Origin of the sequence: Bacillus sp. hwrm1 (assembly GCF_040207805.1) — a bacterium.
In the GTDB taxonomy this organism is placed as follows: Bacteria; Bacillota; Bacilli; order Bacillales; family Bacillaceae; genus Bacillus; species Bacillus velezensis.
The window spans coordinates 2,090,322-2,106,275 of the sequence record NZ_CP157943.1 but is presented as its reverse complement, the minus strand read 5'-3'; the positions used below and the strand labels follow the sequence as shown (position 1 = coordinate 2,106,275).

General features: G+C 46.3%; 12 protein-coding genes, 1 tRNA gene and 1 pseudogene. 3 read left to right on the top strand and 11 right to left on the bottom strand.

Annotation, left to right across the window (positions count from 1 at the left end):
* Window positions 1–25 precede the first annotated feature (25 nt).
* Window positions 26–1,414 carry an MATE family efflux transporter gene (locus ABK447_RS11170; RefSeq protein ID WP_007407362.1) on the bottom strand — a complete coding sequence of 463 codons (1,389 nt, stop codon included), beginning with the start codon at window positions 1,412–1,414 and terminating at the stop codon, window positions 26–28.
* 228 nt (window positions 1,415–1,642) lie between these two features.
* Between ABK447_RS11170 and ABK447_RS11165 the strand changes: the two genes are divergently transcribed.
* On the top strand, window positions 1,643–2,185 hold the full coding sequence (locus ABK447_RS11165; RefSeq protein ID WP_053104023.1) for an IseA DL-endopeptidase inhibitor family protein: 543 nt from the start codon (window positions 1,643–1,645) through the stop codon (window positions 2,183–2,185).
* 145 nt (window positions 2,186–2,330) lie between these two features.
* Here ABK447_RS11165 and ABK447_RS11160 read toward each other — a convergent pair.
* The 3 genes from ABK447_RS11160 to ABK447_RS11150 form a co-directional block, all read right to left on the bottom strand.
* Window positions 2,331–2,403 (bottom strand) — tRNA-Arg (locus ABK447_RS11160).
* A gap of 42 nt (window positions 2,404–2,445) precedes the next feature.
* Entirely contained in the window at window positions 2,446–2,991 is a 546-nt protein-coding gene (locus ABK447_RS11155) for a site-specific integrase (protein ID WP_094031767.1), read from the bottom strand.
* Window positions 2,992–3,306: 315 nt separating this feature from the next.
* Entirely contained in the window at window positions 3,307–3,537 is a 231-nt protein-coding gene (locus ABK447_RS11150) for an excisionase family DNA-binding protein (protein WP_003153848.1), read from the bottom strand.
* A 243-nt stretch (window positions 3,538–3,780) separates the two neighbouring features.
* On the opposite strand from ABK447_RS11150, the gene ggt reads away from it, so the two are divergent.
* Window positions 3,781–5,556: a gamma-glutamyltransferase gene (gene ggt, locus ABK447_RS11145; protein ID WP_349908925.1), complete on the top strand. Its 1,776-nt coding sequence runs from the start codon at window positions 3,781–3,783 to the stop codon at window positions 5,554–5,556.
* Between the two features lie 46 nt (window positions 5,557–5,602).
* Here ggt and ABK447_RS11140 read toward each other — a convergent pair whose 3' ends face one another.
* The 4 genes and pseudogenes from ABK447_RS11140 to ABK447_RS11125 form a co-directional block, all read right to left on the bottom strand.
* Window positions 5,603–6,778: an MFS transporter gene (locus ABK447_RS11140; RefSeq protein ID WP_007407356.1), complete on the bottom strand. Its 1,176-nt coding sequence runs from the start codon at window positions 6,776–6,778 to the stop codon at window positions 5,603–5,605.
* A 143-nt stretch (window positions 6,779–6,921) separates the two neighbouring features.
* Window positions 6,922–7,224 (bottom strand): helix-turn-helix transcriptional regulator, encoded by a 303-nt coding sequence (locus ABK447_RS11135; RefSeq protein ID WP_003153841.1) that lies wholly within the window; start codon window positions 7,222–7,224, stop codon window positions 6,922–6,924.
* A gap of 46 nt (window positions 7,225–7,270) precedes the next feature.
* A pseudogene (locus tag ABK447_RS11130) lies at window positions 7,271–7,501 on the bottom strand (His/Gly/Thr/Pro-type tRNA ligase C-terminal domain-containing protein); the annotation flags it as partial.
* Between the two features lie 51 nt (window positions 7,502–7,552).
* Window positions 7,553–8,419 carry a LysR family transcriptional regulator gene (locus tag ABK447_RS11125; RefSeq protein ID WP_039063207.1) on the bottom strand — a complete coding sequence of 289 codons (867 nt, stop codon included), beginning with the start codon at window positions 8,417–8,419 and terminating at the stop codon, window positions 7,553–7,555.
* Between the two features lie 118 nt (window positions 8,420–8,537).
* Here ABK447_RS11125 and ABK447_RS11120 point away from each other — a divergent pair, with 118 nt between their 5' ends.
* Window positions 8,538–9,518: a zinc-binding dehydrogenase gene (locus ABK447_RS11120; RefSeq protein WP_191974106.1), complete on the top strand. Its 981-nt coding sequence runs from the start codon at window positions 8,538–8,540 to the stop codon at window positions 9,516–9,518.
* A 26-nt stretch (window positions 9,519–9,544) separates the two neighbouring features.
* Here ABK447_RS11120 and ABK447_RS11115 read toward each other — a convergent pair whose 3' ends face one another.
* From ABK447_RS11115 to gltB, 3 genes are all read right to left on the bottom strand, one after another.
* On the bottom strand, window positions 9,545–9,745 hold the full coding sequence (locus ABK447_RS11115) for a hypothetical protein (RefSeq protein ID WP_047935787.1): 201 nt from the start codon (window positions 9,743–9,745) through the stop codon (window positions 9,545–9,547).
* Between the two features lie 95 nt (window positions 9,746–9,840).
* Window positions 9,841–11,322: a glutamate synthase small subunit gene (gene gltD / locus ABK447_RS11110; RefSeq protein WP_039063208.1), complete on the bottom strand. Its 1,482-nt coding sequence runs from the start codon at window positions 11,320–11,322 to the stop codon at window positions 9,841–9,843.
* Between the two features lie 16 nt (window positions 11,323–11,338).
* Entirely contained in the window at window positions 11,339–15,898 is a 4,560-nt protein-coding gene (gene gltB / locus ABK447_RS11105) for a glutamate synthase large subunit (RefSeq protein ID WP_039063209.1), read from the bottom strand.
* Between the last annotated feature and the right edge of the window lie 56 nt (window positions 15,899–15,954).

Below are 15,954 nucleotides of genomic sequence, written 5' to 3'. Positions count from 1 at the left end.
GAACTGAGCGATGTGCGGTAAAACCTTATTGAATCAGCCGGGTAATCTGTTTTTTCTTCCATACAAACCGGTAATATCCGTATTGCAGCAGCAGGCTGACGACAAAAGCCGCCGGATAACCGACCCAAATGCCGAGAATGCCGAGATTCGTATAATGAGAAAGAATAAAGGCCACAGGCACTTCAATTCCCCAAATCGCAAAAATACTGATAATCGTCGGCCATAACACCGTACCGCTCGCCCGCATTGTCGCTGAAACGATCTGAGCGTGACCGAAAATCAAATAGCTCCAAAGGGTAATCATAATCAGATTGCGGGCAATGTGGAGTGTATCCTGATCTGTTAAAAACAAAGCAAGTATCTGCCGGGAGAAGGTGTAAATCAGCACAATCAAAACCCCGCCGATCAAATAATTCAGGCCGATGCCGACTTTGATGACCTGTTTCAGCCGGCCGAATTGATTGGCGCCAATGGATTGGGCGGCAAAAATGGAAACGGCGATACCGAGGCTTACCGCCGGCATCTGCACATAACTCGCCACTTGGTTGACGACCCCGTAAGCAGCCGTCGCGTTTGATCCGTAATGATTGACAAATGAAATGACCGCAATTTCAGAAAGTGACACGAGAATCATATTGATGCTCGACGGAATACCGAGACGGAGTAAAAGCGCGAGCAGCTTTTTGTCCATTTTAAGAGAACGGAGCGCAGTCCGGTCAAATGCCAATGGATGTTTCCTTTTCCGCAAATAAACCATGAGTACGATAAATGTCACGATGTTTGAAATCACGGTTGCATACGCCGAACCGTAAATGCCGAACTTCGGAAGTCCGAAAAGCCCGAGAATCAATAAGGGCAAGAGCCCGATGTTTATGACTGTACTGACGATTAACGTATAAAACGGAGTCTTTGAATCTCCCGTTCCGCGTAAAAATGTCGTATACGCAAAATATAAAAACATCAGCGGCATTGCGCAAAACAAAATGCGCGCATATCGGACACTGACATCTATTACGTTTTCCGGCGTTCCCATCAGCCGCAGAATATCAAGCGTAAACACACTGCCGACAACTGCCAGGACAACACCGAGCATAAAGGTAAAAGTCAGTGTAGTGCCGACAATCGCCTTCATCCTCTCTTCGTTTTTCGCGCCGTAAGCCTGCCCGATCAGAATGGAACTTCCCGAACCGATTCCGATCGTAAAGGAGATCAGCAGAAAAAACAGCGGAAAAAAAGACGATACAGCGGCAAGCGCATCGACTCCGAGCCACCTTCCGACAAATACCATTCCGACCAATTGGCCGACAGATTGCAATACATTGCTTAAAAGCAGCGGCACTAAAAACAGTGACATCGATCGCCAGACTGACTGGCCGCGGCCTTCCGCTGTTTCTAAATGATCTTGTACTTCCATATGTAGGACTCCTTTTTTGATTTTCTTCCATTTTATTATTCAGCAGACAGCTTGTAAAAACCTTTTGTTCAATGAAACTCTTTATCTTTTTCTCACGTCTTACATGGAAATAAACCATAAAAATAAAAAGTCCGGAAAATATTTCTGAAAAGGTATTGTAATCTTACCGTAATTATTGTAACATTTGTAACATAAGAGAAAGAGATTGATTGAAGGAGAGATTATATCATGAAAAAATGGCTATTATTCCTCACTACTATTACATTGATTCTATCATTGGGCACTGCTGCGACCGCAAAAAATGCACCTAATGACCTTACACAAAAACAAGCACTTCAGCTGGCCCTGTCAGCGAGAGAACATTTCTGGAATACAATGAGCGGCGGTGCGCTTACATCAAACGCAAATTGCACATCTGAACCGTTTGAATATCAAAATCTGCAATATGTATTTATGTGCAAAGACCTCGGAACAAAAGCGAAAGCCGTAAAATATCTGACACCCGCTTTTACAAAGCAAGCGATTGACAAAGGGCTCAAAGATTACCACTTCACTGTAAAAGACGGCAAATTGGCTGTTCCGGTCGGCGACGGAGATAACCTCCTGAATTGGAAAAAAGCAAAAATGACCCTTCTTTCTAAAAAAGGAAGCGTCCAAACATACCGCTTCACTGTACCGACTCTTGACGGTTCTCCGTCAGCAAAACGCGATGTAACATTCGTAAAAGAAAACAACGTTTGGAAAGTCAATCAATTTGATGCTGTCATATAAGAAAAAGCCCGCTTGCTTACAGCGGGCTTTTTTCACATCATTTCCATCAGGTTTTCACAAAATATCCAACTCAAAACCCCCTTGTATAACAAGGGGGTTTTTGTTTTACCGACATTATTAATCTGCGCCTATCTTATACAAAAAACGCTCTAGGAGAGATTCGAACTCCCGACCTGCAGTTTAGGAAACTGCTGCACTATCCGCTGTGCTACTAGAGCCTGCTTCTATTATAGTAACGCTGGCGGCCGTTTTTTTCAAGCCTACAGCCCTCCGAACACTTTATAGGCGGCTCTCGTCGTATCTTCATCTATTCCGATATAACGCATTGTAATAGACGGAGAAGAATGATTCAAAATCCTCTGCAGTTCAGCAATGTCTTTTGTCCTCTGATAAAAATGGTACCCGAACGTCTTTCTAAGCGTGTGCGTTCCGATTTCCTCCAACCCGCAAGCGGCAGCCGCTTCCTTTAATATTCTGTATGCCTGAATCCGGGATATAGGCTTATTCGTCCGTTTCGATTTAAACAAATAGTCATCCTCTTTCATGTCTTTTGTATAAGCGTATATGTCGGCCTTTAAAGACTCCAGTATCAGAATTTTTCTTTTCTTTCTCGTTTTGCTTTCGGTTGCCCACACATGGTCTTTGTCCCTGACATCCCTCACGCGAAGCGGCAGAACATCTGAAATCCGCAGTGCGCTGTTCATGCCGAAAATAAATAAAAAATAATCACGATCACTTTTTTGCATTAAATACTCTTTGACTTCCTGGATCTTCTCCAAACTTCGGATCGGCTGTACGATATGCATCAAAAAACCCCTTATAATTGGTAAAGTAACATATTGAGTATTATGTTACTATTATAGCCGAAACCCGTTGAATGATAAAGGATAAAGGGTCTTATGTAACATAATATACATAGTGTTACATAAGGTGAATCAGATACGCAGTTTCAACAAATTCCTCAAAAACATCATTTTCAGCCCGGTGACAAGCTTTTAAACAAATAGAGACTCAAGGCATTAAAAAATGAAAACAACGGCCTTAAAATGAAATCTGAGCATCCGTTTTTTTGTGAGCAACCGAAAAAAATGCAAAAAAAAGACACAATCTGAAATTGTGTCCTAGTCTTCATCTTTTACATCAATGTCTTCAGGAAGCGGCTCATTTAAAAACTCTTGAATCATTTCCTTGTATTTTTCCAACTGCTCGAGATGGGTTTGAAATTGTTCCTTGTTGATTAAATATTGCTGTCCGTCATGGACGGCCCTTATTTTATTCGTCAAAACAAGATTGTGCACATATTCTTCAGGAAGACTGGTAAACTCCGCTGTCTCTTTGATCGTTAAATACATGGCTCACGTTCCTTTCATATGTCATGTGAGTGAATTCTGTTTTGTTCATTGTAGCTTATTTTTTGTCTTTATGCTTGTTTCACAGCTTTTTCAGTCCGGTTTCCCATTTAGCCTATTTGCGACTGATTACATTCACACAGAAACTCCGGCTTTTTGCGCACCGGACTATTCCGTTTGTCACTTGTGAAAACAGCACATTTTACTTACTCTATAATTGTAAGCGGAAAACAAAGGAGGCAGACTATGAAAAAGAAAAAGTTTATGAATCTCTGTTTTATCGTTCTGCTCAGTACGTTGCTCGCGGCCGGAAGCATCCCTTATCACGCTCAGGCTAAGAAACACCCGTTTTCCTATGACGACTACAAACAGGTAGATGTCGGCAAAGACGGCATGGTTGCCACCGCCCACCCTCTCGCTTCACAAATCGGTGCCGACGTGCTGAAAAAAGGCGGCAATGCAATTGACGCCGCGGTTGCCATTCAATTCGCATTAAACGTAACTGAACCTATGATGTCAGGAATCGGCGGCGGCGGATTTATGATGGTTTATGATGCGAAGACGAAAGACACCACCATTATCGACAGCCGAGAACGCGCACCGGCAGGCGCAACACCGGATATGTTCCTTGACGAAAACGGCAAAGCCATCCCTTTCTCCGAACGCGTTACGAAAGGGACTGCAGTCGGTGTTCCGGGAACATTAAAAGGACTTGAAAAAGTGCTCGACAAATGGGGCACACGCTCCATGAAACAACTCATCACCCCTTCCATTAAACTTGCCTCAAAAGGCTTTCCGATCGATTCGGTTTTAGCTGATGCCATCTCAGATTATAAAGACAAATTATCACACACTGCTGCAAAAGACGTGTTTCTTCCGGACGGAGAACCTCTGAAAGAAGGAGACACACTCATCCAAAAAGACTTAGCCAAAACATTTACAGCTATTAAGTACAAAGGCACAAAAGCATTCTATGACGGAGCATTCTCCAAAAAGCTTGCGGAAACAGTGCAGGAATTCGGCGGCTCAATGACAGAAAAAGATATTAAAAACTTCAATGTGACGATTGACGAACCGATCTGGGGAGATTACCAGGGCTATCATATCGCAACTGCTCCTCCTCCAAGCTCGGGCGGTGTTTTCCTGTTGCAAATGCTGAACCTTCTGGATGATTTTAAGCTTTCTCAATATGATATCCGTTCTTGGCAAAAATATCAGCTTCTCGCAGAAACGATGCATTTGGCTTATGCTGACCGCGCCGCATTTGCCGGGGATCCAGAATTCGTCAACGTCCCTCTCAAAGGCCTCTTGAATCCAGATTATATCAATGCCCGCAGACAGCTGATAGATATTGATAAAGTCAATAAAAAACCGAAAGCCGGCGACCCTTGGGCCTATCAGGAAGGTTCTGCAAACTATAAACAAGTGGAGCAGCCGACTGACAAACAAGAAGGCCAAACGACTCACTTCACGGTAACTGATCGCTTCGGCAATGTCGTATCTTATACGACAACGATTGAACAGCTGTTCGGTTCCGGCATTATGGTTCCCGGATACGGCGTTGTGTTGAATAATGAGTTAACAGACTTCGATGCGGTGCCTGGCGGCGCAAATGAAGTGCAGCCGAATAAACGTCCGCTCAGCAGCATGACTCCGACTATTTTATTCAAAAATAACGAACCTGTCCTGACTGTCGGCTCCCCCGGCGGAGCAACGATTATTTCTTCCGTCCTGCAAACGATCCTGAACAAAGTTGAGTACGGCATGGATCTGAAAGCGGCCGTCGAAGAGCCGAGAATTTACACAAACAGCATGACATCCTATCGATATGAAAAAGGAGTGCCGGAAGAAGCCCGCACAAAACTGAACGAAATGGGGCATAAATTCGGCAGCAGCCCGGTTGATATCGGTAATGTGCAAAGCATCCTGATTGACCGTGAAAACGGCACCTTCACCGGAGTTGCCGACTCAAGCCGAAACGGAGCCGCAATCGGCGTAAACTTGAAACAATATAAAAAATAACTAGACAAAAAGCCTCGTTTCTCAAGCTGAGAAATGAGGCTTTTGTTTATTCTGCACTGTATTCAGATGAGGTTTTTTCAGACGTTAATGACGCAAGCGAAAGCACGCCGCACATCGCGATGACAACACCCGCTGATCCGATCCATGTCACTGACGCAAGAGACAGATGGGTGACAACAATGCCCCCGATGCCCGCTCCGGCTGCCATAGCCAGCTGCATGACAGACTGGTTGAGGCCAAGTAATACACCCGATGATTCAGGCTCCATCGTTGCCAAATGATACTGCTGAGCAGGCCCAGATGACCAGGCGGCGAAGGACCAAAAAATAAGCACTGCCGCCGCTCCGAAAGCAGAATGTGTGACAAACGGCAATAACATGAGCATGATAGCATGAAGCGCCATTCCGCCGGTTAATGTCATACGCGCCCCCCATTTGTCTGCGCTGAAACCGCCTGCTTTAGAACCGGCAAGACTTGCAACACCGAAAATAAGCAGCAATGTACTCAGTATTCCGCTTCCGATATGAGTAACGTTCAGTAAATACGGAGAAAGGTACGTATACGCAACCGAATAGCCTCCGAGCCAAAAAAACGTAATGGCCAGCCCGACAGCCACCTTTCGTTTCTTCAAAAGAGAAAATTGCTGAATGAGCGGCACCGGTTTATCTCCTTTTATCTCAGGCAACGCGAAACGTATAATAAGCATGGCAATGATTCCGATTGCCGCAATTCCGGCAAAAACCACCTTCCAGCCAAAAGCTTCAGACACGGTTCTTCCGATCGGAACACCGATAATGAGCGCCGCCGTAAACCCCATAATGACGGTTGCGAGAGAACTTGCCTGTTTTCCCGGGGGAGCGATTTTTGCTGCGATCGTAAGCGCGGTGACCACCACAGTTCCTGCTCCAAGCGCCATGATCACCCGCGCTCCCGCAAATAAGCCGAATCCCTGCACAAGGAAAGAAATGATATTCCCGATAACAAACAGCCCCAGAGCATAGATCATGAGCTTCCTTCTGTCCAGTTTTGCTGTAAGGGCCATCATGACAGGCGTTCCGATTGCATAAACAAGTGAAAAAATCGTAATCAGCTGCCCTGCCGCTGCCACAGTAACTCCCAAGGAACCTGCAATTTTATCAAGCATCCCTGATATCACATATTCAGACGTCCCCACTAAAAAACTGATAATTGCCAAAATGTAAATCTTCCAGGTATTTTGCACCTGACACACTCCTTCATTGATGATTTATATAAAGATATATTGTGATATATCGATATAAAGAGTTGAACAAACAGAAACAAATCGCAATATGTCGATGCGTAGTCGGAAAAAGAAACTGAATCCCTCTTCTAAAGGATTCAGCCCTACATTTCGCGCTGAAAATAATCGGCCATCGCCTTTATCGCGTCTTCATCTCTTTTATAATAGGTGTATTTGCCAATCCGTTTTGTTTGGATAAGGCCCGCCCGCTGAAGGATGGAAAGATATTGAGACGCCGTTGACTGTGTCATCTGAAGCTTATCGGTGATCTGGCTGACACATACTCCGATCTCATTCATATCAATGCCATCATGCGGGGCGAAGTGACGGTCCGGCTCTTTCAGCCATTGCAAAATCTCAAGCCGTGACTCATTAGACAACGCTTTAAAAACATCAATAGGTTTCATACGCTTTATTATATCGTGATTTTGCGATATGTCAATGTTGTTTTTGTTAAATCTCTATTTTTTGTTTTGCCTCTCTTATGATCCGGGAAATAAAATCACTCACATTCTCTTCAAATGTGTCTTCCCGCCCGTATTGCCTTACATGTACAGATTGATGGCGGCACTCTCGATCTCCCACAACAGCAATATACGGGATTTTTTTCATTTGTGCTTCTCTGATTTTATAGCCGAGTTTTTCATCGCGCTGATCAAGCTCAGCCCGGATACCCGCTTTCTTTTGAGAAAAACCAGAACGAAAAAAATTGGCGTACACAGCTGTCCTGTTTTCTCATCTTCCGTTCGGTAAAGTTTTTAATCCATTCAGAAGTTCTTCAAACGCCGATGTCAAAAATAAATCACTCCGGTAGATAAATGATATATTCATATCCCGAAATTGTTCAGGGAGCTCATGAAGAAAAAGATTTTTCCTGTTTTGAAAATAACGGACGGCTGATGCAGGCAGAAAGGAAACCCCCATCCCCGCCTGCACCGCCCCAATAATGGCTTCCAACGTACCGAATTCAATGATTTTATGTGCGGGTACTGCTTCTTCTTTCAGTATGTTCTTTATTTTGCGGCGGTGCGAACAGCCCGCGGCAAAATAAAGAATCGGATCTCGCAACAAGTCTTGCAAACTGCCTTCCCGCTTATTTGAAACCAAGACCAATTCTTCTTGAATTACAGCGACTTGCTCAAGATCTTCGTATTCGACCGGACCATAAACAAAAGCGCCGTCCAGCTCATAGTGTAAGACGTGCTGCACTAAGGTATGTGTATCACCGGTTGACAGAGACAGCTGTACTTTCGGGCAGCGGCTGCAATACTCTGTGAAAAATTGAGGGAGATGGACGGCTGCCGCCGTTTCAAGAGAACCGATTCGAAGCGGGCCGTTCGGATCGCCTGCCTCTTGCGCCGTTTTTTGCGCCTCATGCAGCAATTGAAGGATTCTGTCTGCGTCTTTCAATAAGTTTTCACCCGCGGGCGTCAGCGTCATCCCCCGATTTGTGCGGTAAAAAAGCTGTGTTTGCAATTGCCGTTCCAGCTGCTGAATCCTGTTTGTCACATTTGATTGAACATAATGCAGGCTTTCTGCCGCCTTTGAAATACTTCCTTTGCGGGCGACAGCCTGAAAAATCTTTAAGTCTCCGCTTTCCATGTAAGGGCACCTTCTTGCTATGAATTTTATTGATAGCGGGCTATCAATTTTCATTTATTTACTGCAGCTGATACAGCCTGTAAAATCTTTCTCATCAATCATAAAGGAGAGAAGAATGATGAATGCCCTTATCATACACGAAAATGGCTTTGATTTCAGGCAGACACCTGACAAAAGGCCGGGAAACGGCGAAGTAAAAATAAAGCTGAAAACAGCCGGATTAAACCATCGTGATTTGTTTTTAATGAAAAAACACGAAACCGGAAACCATGAATTTACTCTCGGTTCAGACGGCGCGGGAATCGTAACCGAAATAGGACACGGCGTCCGGTCTCATTTACTGCATGCAGAAGTCATTATCAACCCGGTGCTGAATTGGAAGACTGTTGGGGACGTACCGGCCGTCCCTGATATTTTAGGCGGTCCGAGCGACGGAACCTTTTCACCTTATGTCATCGTTCCTGCGGAAAACGCCGTTTTAAAACCCGAACACCTGACATGGGAGGAAGCGGGCGTGCTGCCGTTATCAGCATTAACCGCTTATCGCGCCTTATTTACAAAAGGACAATTAAAAAAAGGCGAACACCTTATCCTTCCGGGCATCGGAAGCGGCGTGGCAACATACGCCTTATTAATGGCAAAAGCTATCGGAGCGACAGTCAGCGTCACCTCCCGCAGTGAAAACAAAAAACAAACCGCACTGTCATACGGTGCAGACCGGGCGATTGACAGCTACGGTGACTGGAATGAGGCGCTGAATGGCGAAAAAGCAGATATCATACTTGACGGTGTAGGCCCCGCCTTGTTTCAACACTATCTTGACATTATGAAACCGAATGGCCGGATCGTAACATTCGGCGCCAGTTCAGGCGATCAGCTCGGATTTCCTATTCGCTCGCTGTTTTTTCCGCAGATTCATATTCTCGGTACATCAATGGGAAGCAATGAGGAATTCGCGGATATGCTGGAATTGGTAAACCGCTGCGGCATCCGTCCCATTATCGACCGCATGTACCCTCTCAGTGAAGCAGCTGCCGCTTTTAACAGAATGCGGGAAGGACGGCAGTTCGGCAATATCGGCTTTCGTTTGGATGTCTAAAAAAGAGGAGCAGACGCGTCCGTTCCTTATTTGTTTATAAGCGTTTCCGCTTGAAATTCAATATGTTTTTCTTCATCAATTAAAATCTGCCCGCAAATCGACTGCAGACACACAGAGCCCGTCAGCAGCACCGTGATCGACTGCTCAAGGCTTGCAAATCGTCTCAGTCTGCGGAAGAAAACAATCTCTCCACTCTGTAAAACAAAATTCCATATGTTATCTTCCACGTTACCCTTATATGACCAATAAAGGAAGAAGAAGGTTTCATTTCAATACGAAAAACCGGCTGATCCCAGCCGGTTTTATAAATAAACCCCTTTATTTACGGTAAAACAGTGCTTCCCATTAAATAACTGTCGACTTCGCGCGCTGCTTCTCGGCCTTCATTAATCGCCCATACAATCAGGCTTTGGCCCCTTCTCGCATCCCCTGCGGCGAAAACACCGTCAACATTCGTTTTATAATCCCCATATGCCGCCTGAATTTTATGATTTGCCGAATCGACACCGAACTGTTTCAATAATGGCTGTTCTGTCCCTTCAAAACCGATGGCGATGAACACCAGCTGAGCAGGCCAGACTTTTTCTGTTCCGGGCAGTTCATGAAATTCATACTTTCCGAATTCGTTTCTGACTTTTTCCATTTGAATGGTGTGAATCTCTTGTAAGCGGCCCTGCTTATCGGCCACCATTTTTGTCGTCTGAATTGAATATTCTCTCGGGTCTTTGCCGAACTTTGCCTGCGCTTCTTCATAGGCGTATTCAAGGGTAAAGACGTGAGGCTGTTCAGGCCACATATTGTCGTTCGTGCGCGTTTGAGGAAGTTTAGGATGTTTCCCGAACTGGTGCACGCTGCGCGCTTTTTGGCGCAGCGCGGTTGCCACGCAGTCAGCTCCTGTGTCTCCTCCGCCGATTACGATGACGTCTTTCCCTTTAGCGTCTATATATTGTTTGTCTTTGAAGTTGGAATCTAAATAGCTTTTCGTCGCCAGTGTTAAATAGTCCATCGCATAATGGACGCCTTTTGCTTCCCGGCCTTCAATCAGCAGATTGCGCTGCTTTTGGGCGCCTGTGCACAAAATGACCGCATCAAATTGATCTTTCAGCTCATCTGCCGTTATGTCAACGCCGATTTCGGTATTTGTTACAAAATCTATACCTTCCTGCGTCAAAAGTTTAATACGGCGTTCGACGACATTTTTCTCAAGCTTCATGCTCGGAATGCCGTACATCAGCAGACCGCCGGCTCTGTCAGCACGCTCATAGACCGTTACGGAATGACCGGCTTGGTTCAGCTGATCAGCGCTTGCCAGACCTGCCGGGCCTGAACCGACGACAGCGACTTTTTTACCTGTGCGTTTCGCTGGAATTCTCGGCTGTATCCATCCATTTTCAAAACCTTTGTCAATGATCGTCCGCTCGATGTTTTTAATTGAAACAGCCGGATCTGAAATAGCCAGCGTACAAGATCCTTCACAAGGAGCGGGACAGACCCGCCCTGTGAATTCAGGAAAGTTATTCGTTTTCAGAAGGCGCTCCAAGGCTTCTTTCCAGCGCCCCCGATAGACGAGGTCATTCCACTCCGGTATCAGATTATAAATCGGGCATCCGGAGGTAAAACCGTTGATATCAGCGCCGATTTGGCAAAACGGTGTGCCGCAATCCATACACCGCGCCCCCTGCCGCTTTGACGCTTCATCTGAAAACGGAGCCGAATACTCTTTCCAATCCTTTAAGCGAGTGAGAGGGTCCCGCTCAGCCGATTTTTCTCGTTTTTCTTCCATGAATCCAGTTGGTTTCCCCATGTTCCTCTCCCCTTTCTTACTGTACTACCGCTTGTTTTTGATCTTTGGCAGGCGTTTGGTGAACCTTTGTATTGGCTTCAAAAGCATACATAATTGCGTCTTCCTCTGATAGTCCCGCCGCTTTTTGTTCTTCGATGCTGAGGAGCATTTGTTTATAGTTTTTCGGAATGACTTTGATAAAGGTTTCTGCGGCTTTTTCCCAATTGTCCAGGAGATCTGCGGCTTTTTTGCTGTTTGTCAGCGCCGCATGCCGTTTGACCATTTCTTGTACTTCTTTGATCTCCGCCTCATCCGTCAGCTTTTCAAATGAAATCATTTCCATGTTGCATTTGCGTTTAAATGCTTTGGCATCATCACTCAGGACGTATGCGATACCGCCTGACATTCCCGCCCCGAAGTTTTTGCCGACTTCGCCGAGGACGACAACCCGGCCGCCTGTCATGTATTCACAGCCGTGGTCTCCGATACCTTCTACAACGACATTGACTCCGCTGTTACGGACTGCAAAACGTTCACCGGCGCGCCCGTTAATGTACGCTTCCCCGCTTGTTGCCCCGTAAAATGCGACGTTCCCGATAATAACGTTATCGTGCGTTTCACAATTGAAGGCATCAGGCGCTTTCACGATGATTTTTCCGCCTGAAAGCCCTTTGCCTACGTAGTCATTTGAATCCCCGTTCAAATGAAGCGTCATCCCTTTAGGGACAAATGCTCCGAAACTCTGTCCGGCTGATCCGGTAAAATGAAGTCTGATCGTATCATCCGGCAGGCCTTCCGCTCCGTAGCGTTTAGAAATTTCACTTCCCGTCACGGTTCCGGCTACGCGATTTGTATTATTGATCTTGATTTCAGCTTCCGCTTCCTGTCCGGCTTCAATTGCAGCCTGCACCGCCGGAAGAATAACCGTCATATCAAGCGACTGGTCGATTTTATGGTTTTGCGCCGTACGGAAAGTGCGGACGCCTTCAGGCTGATACAGCAGTGTGGATAAATCAAGCTGGCCCGCTTTCCAATGCGCTTTCGCACGTTCACTGACATGAAGAACGTCTGTCCGTCCGATCATTTCATCAAGCGTCTTAAAGCCTAACTGCGCCATATATTCACGCACTTCTTCTGCGACAAACAGCATGTAGTTTACGATATGATCGGGATCGCCCATGAATTTTTTGCGAAGCTCCGGGTTTTGCGTCGCGACACCTACAGGACATGTATCTAAATGGCAGGCGCGCATCATGACGCAGCCGAGAACGACAAGCGGCGCTGTAGCAAAGCCGAATTCCTCCGCACCGAGCAAGGCGGCCATTACGACATCCCGGCCTGTCATCAGCTTACCGTCCGTTTCCAATACCACGCGATCCCGTAAACCGTTCAGCATCAGCGTTTGGTGAGCTTCTGCAAGACCAAGCTCCCACGGAAGACCCGTATGTTTAATACTTGTTTTCGGCGACGCGCCCGTTCCGCCATCGTAGCCGCTGATGACGATGACATCCGCAGTGCCTTTTGCCACACCGGCCGCAATCGTGCCGACACCCGCTTTTGACACGAGCTTGACGCTGATTCGCGCGCTTCGGTTTGCATTTTTCAAATCATGAATCAGCTGCGCCAAATCTTCAATTGAATAAATATCATGGTGAGGAGGCGGTGAGATCAGCCCTACACCTGGTGTAGAACCGCGGACATCCGCGACCCAAGGATATACCTTGTTGCCCGGAAGCTGACCGCCTTCTCCCGGCTTCGCCCCTTGCGCCATTTTGATCTGCAATTCATCCGCATTGACGAGATAATGGCTCTTTACGCCGAAACGGCCGGAAGCGATCTGTTTAATCGCACTTCTTCTGTCGTCTCCATTATCATCCGGAACGAAACGTTTCGGGTCCTCGCCGCCTTCTCCGCTGTTGCTTTTTCCGCCAAGCCTGTTCATCGCTATCGCTAAAGCCTCATGGGCTTCCTTGCTTAATGAACCGAATGACATCGCTCCTGTTTTAAAACGTTTCACGATGGAAGCAGCTGATTCAACTTCCTCTAATTTTAAAGGCTTGCGGTCTTCTTTGAAGGCGAACAGATTGCGTAAAAATCCGATTCGTTCTTCATCCGCTGCATGAGAATACTGCTTAAACAGGCTGTAATCATTTTTGCGGCAGGCCCATTGCAGCGTATGGATGGTTTTCGGGTTGAAAGCGTGGTGCTCTCCCCCGTTCCGCCATTGGAATTCACTTCCCGGATCAAGGGTTTGGCTGTAATCATCCTTGTACGCCGCTTGATGGCGCTGTTTCGCTTCTTGCGCAATCGTTTCGATATCGATTCCGCCAAGCTGAGATGCAGTACCGGTAAAGTATTTGGCAATAACGTCTTCACCGATGCCGACCGCTTCAAAAATTTGGGCGCCCCTGTAACTTTGCACAGTTGAAATCCCCATTTTTGACATCACTTTCACGACGCCTTCTGTTACGCTCTTTCCGTATTTGCTGACAGCTTCTTCATACGGAATATCAAGCCGGCCTTCATCGATTTCCTGCTTATACGTAGCGTAAGTCAAATACGGATTGACAGCATCGGCACCATACCCGATGAGAGCCGCAAAGTGATGAACTTCACGCGCTTCCCCGGATTCAACGATAATGCTTGCTTTTGTTCGCAGTCCTTGGCGGATCAAATGCTGATGCAGCGCACTGACGGCCAAAAGCGGCGGAATCGGTGTCAACTCTTTACTCATTGCCCTGTCAGATAAAATTAACAGAGATACGCCTTCCTTGATCGCTTTTTCCGCCTGCTGAAACAAATCCTTCAGGCCTTTTTCTAGGTCATCGGAAAACAGCGTGCGGATGTTCTGGCTCTTAATGTCAGGATGCACAAGTGTTTTCAGCGCATAAAACTGTTCGTTTGATAATACAGGAGTATAAAGCTTTATGCGGCGTGCATTTCTTTCACTCGGATGCAGCAGATCGCCTTCAGCTCCAAGCCAGGTCACCGTAGAGGTCACAAGCTGCTCGCGGATCGCATCAATCGGCGGGTTTGTGACTTGCGCAAACAGCTGTTTAAAGTAATGAAACAGTGATTGGGCGCGATCGGATAAAACGGCGAGCGGCGAATCATTTCCCATAGAGCCGAGCGGGTCCTTGCCTTCTTTAATAACAGGGATTAAATATTTCTGAATATCTTCATACGTATAGCCAAACGCTTTTTGACGGACGAGAAGATCATCGAATTGTTCCTCTTCCCGGATTTCCGGGTCAGGATTCACTTGAACCAATTCTTCTTCAAGCCATTTTTGATAAGGGAATTCATTGGCAATTTCTGTTTTCACTTCTTCATCTGAAATAATCCGGCCTTCTTCTAAGTCAATGAGCAGCATTTTTCCGGGCTCCAGACGTTTTTTATGAAGAATGTTCTCCTGCTCTACTTCAATAACGCCGACCTCAGATGAGAAAATAATATGGTCATCTTTTGTCACATAGTAACGTGCCGGACGCAGGCCGTTACGGTCAAGGATGGCGCCGATCTGTTTTCCGTCCGTAAACGAAATGGCGGTCGGCCCGTCCCACGGCTCCATTAAAGAGCTGTGATATTCATAAAAAGCCCGTTTCGCTTTAGACATGTGAGTGTTTTCCGTCCATGGTTCCGGAATCAGCATCATTGCCGTATGTGCCGGTTTCCGCCCTGCCATCACGAAAAATTCAAACGCATTATCAAGAATGGATGAGTCACTGCCCTCAGCATTTAAAATCGGCAGCACTTTGTGAAGATCGTCTCCGAAGCTTTCTGAAACGAACTGCTGCTCCCTCGCTCTCATCCAATTGATGTTGCCCCGGAGCGTATTGATTTCTCCGTTATGAATCAGATAGCGGTTCGGATGAGCACGTTCCCAGGTTGGAAAGGTATTTGTGCTGAACCTTGAATGCACAAGTGAGAATGCAGATACGAAGGTTTCATCCTGCAAATCCAAATAAAATGCGTCAACCTGCTCAGGCGTTAACAAACCTTTATAAACAATAGTCTGGCTTGACAGGCTTGCGAAGTAAAAATCAAGCTGTTCTTGAACGCCCCAATTTTCCGCCTGCTTCCGGATGACATACAGTTTGCGTTCAAAAGCAAGGCTGTCTTTCAAATCGTTTGCGGCGCCGATGAATACTTGACGCACATACGGGCATGTGCTTTGTGCCACTGTTCCGATTTTTCCGACATTTACAGGGACGGTTCTCCAGCCGAGAACGATCTGTCCTTCCTGCTCAATGAATGCATTCACCTGTTTTTCGATCTTTTTTCTTTCCTCTTCATTTTGCGAGAAAAAGACCATTCCTACCCCGTAACGGCCTTTTTCCGGCAGTCTCATTTCTCCGCACTCTTTCTTAAAAAAAGCATCAGGGATCTGAACCATCAGGCCGGCGCCGTCACCCGTATTCGGATCACTGCCCTGTCCTCCTCTGTGATCAAGCTGGCAAAGCATCTTCAGTCCTTTTTTGACAATGTCATGTGAAGGTTTCCCTTTTAAATGGGCATACAAGCCGATTCCGCATGCATCGTGCTCAAATTCCGGACGGTAGAGACCTTGTGCTTTCGGCATTTGATTGTAAGTCATAATTCCTCTCCCCCGATCAGTTTCCGTTAATTATCGGTCATAAAATCTGACAACTT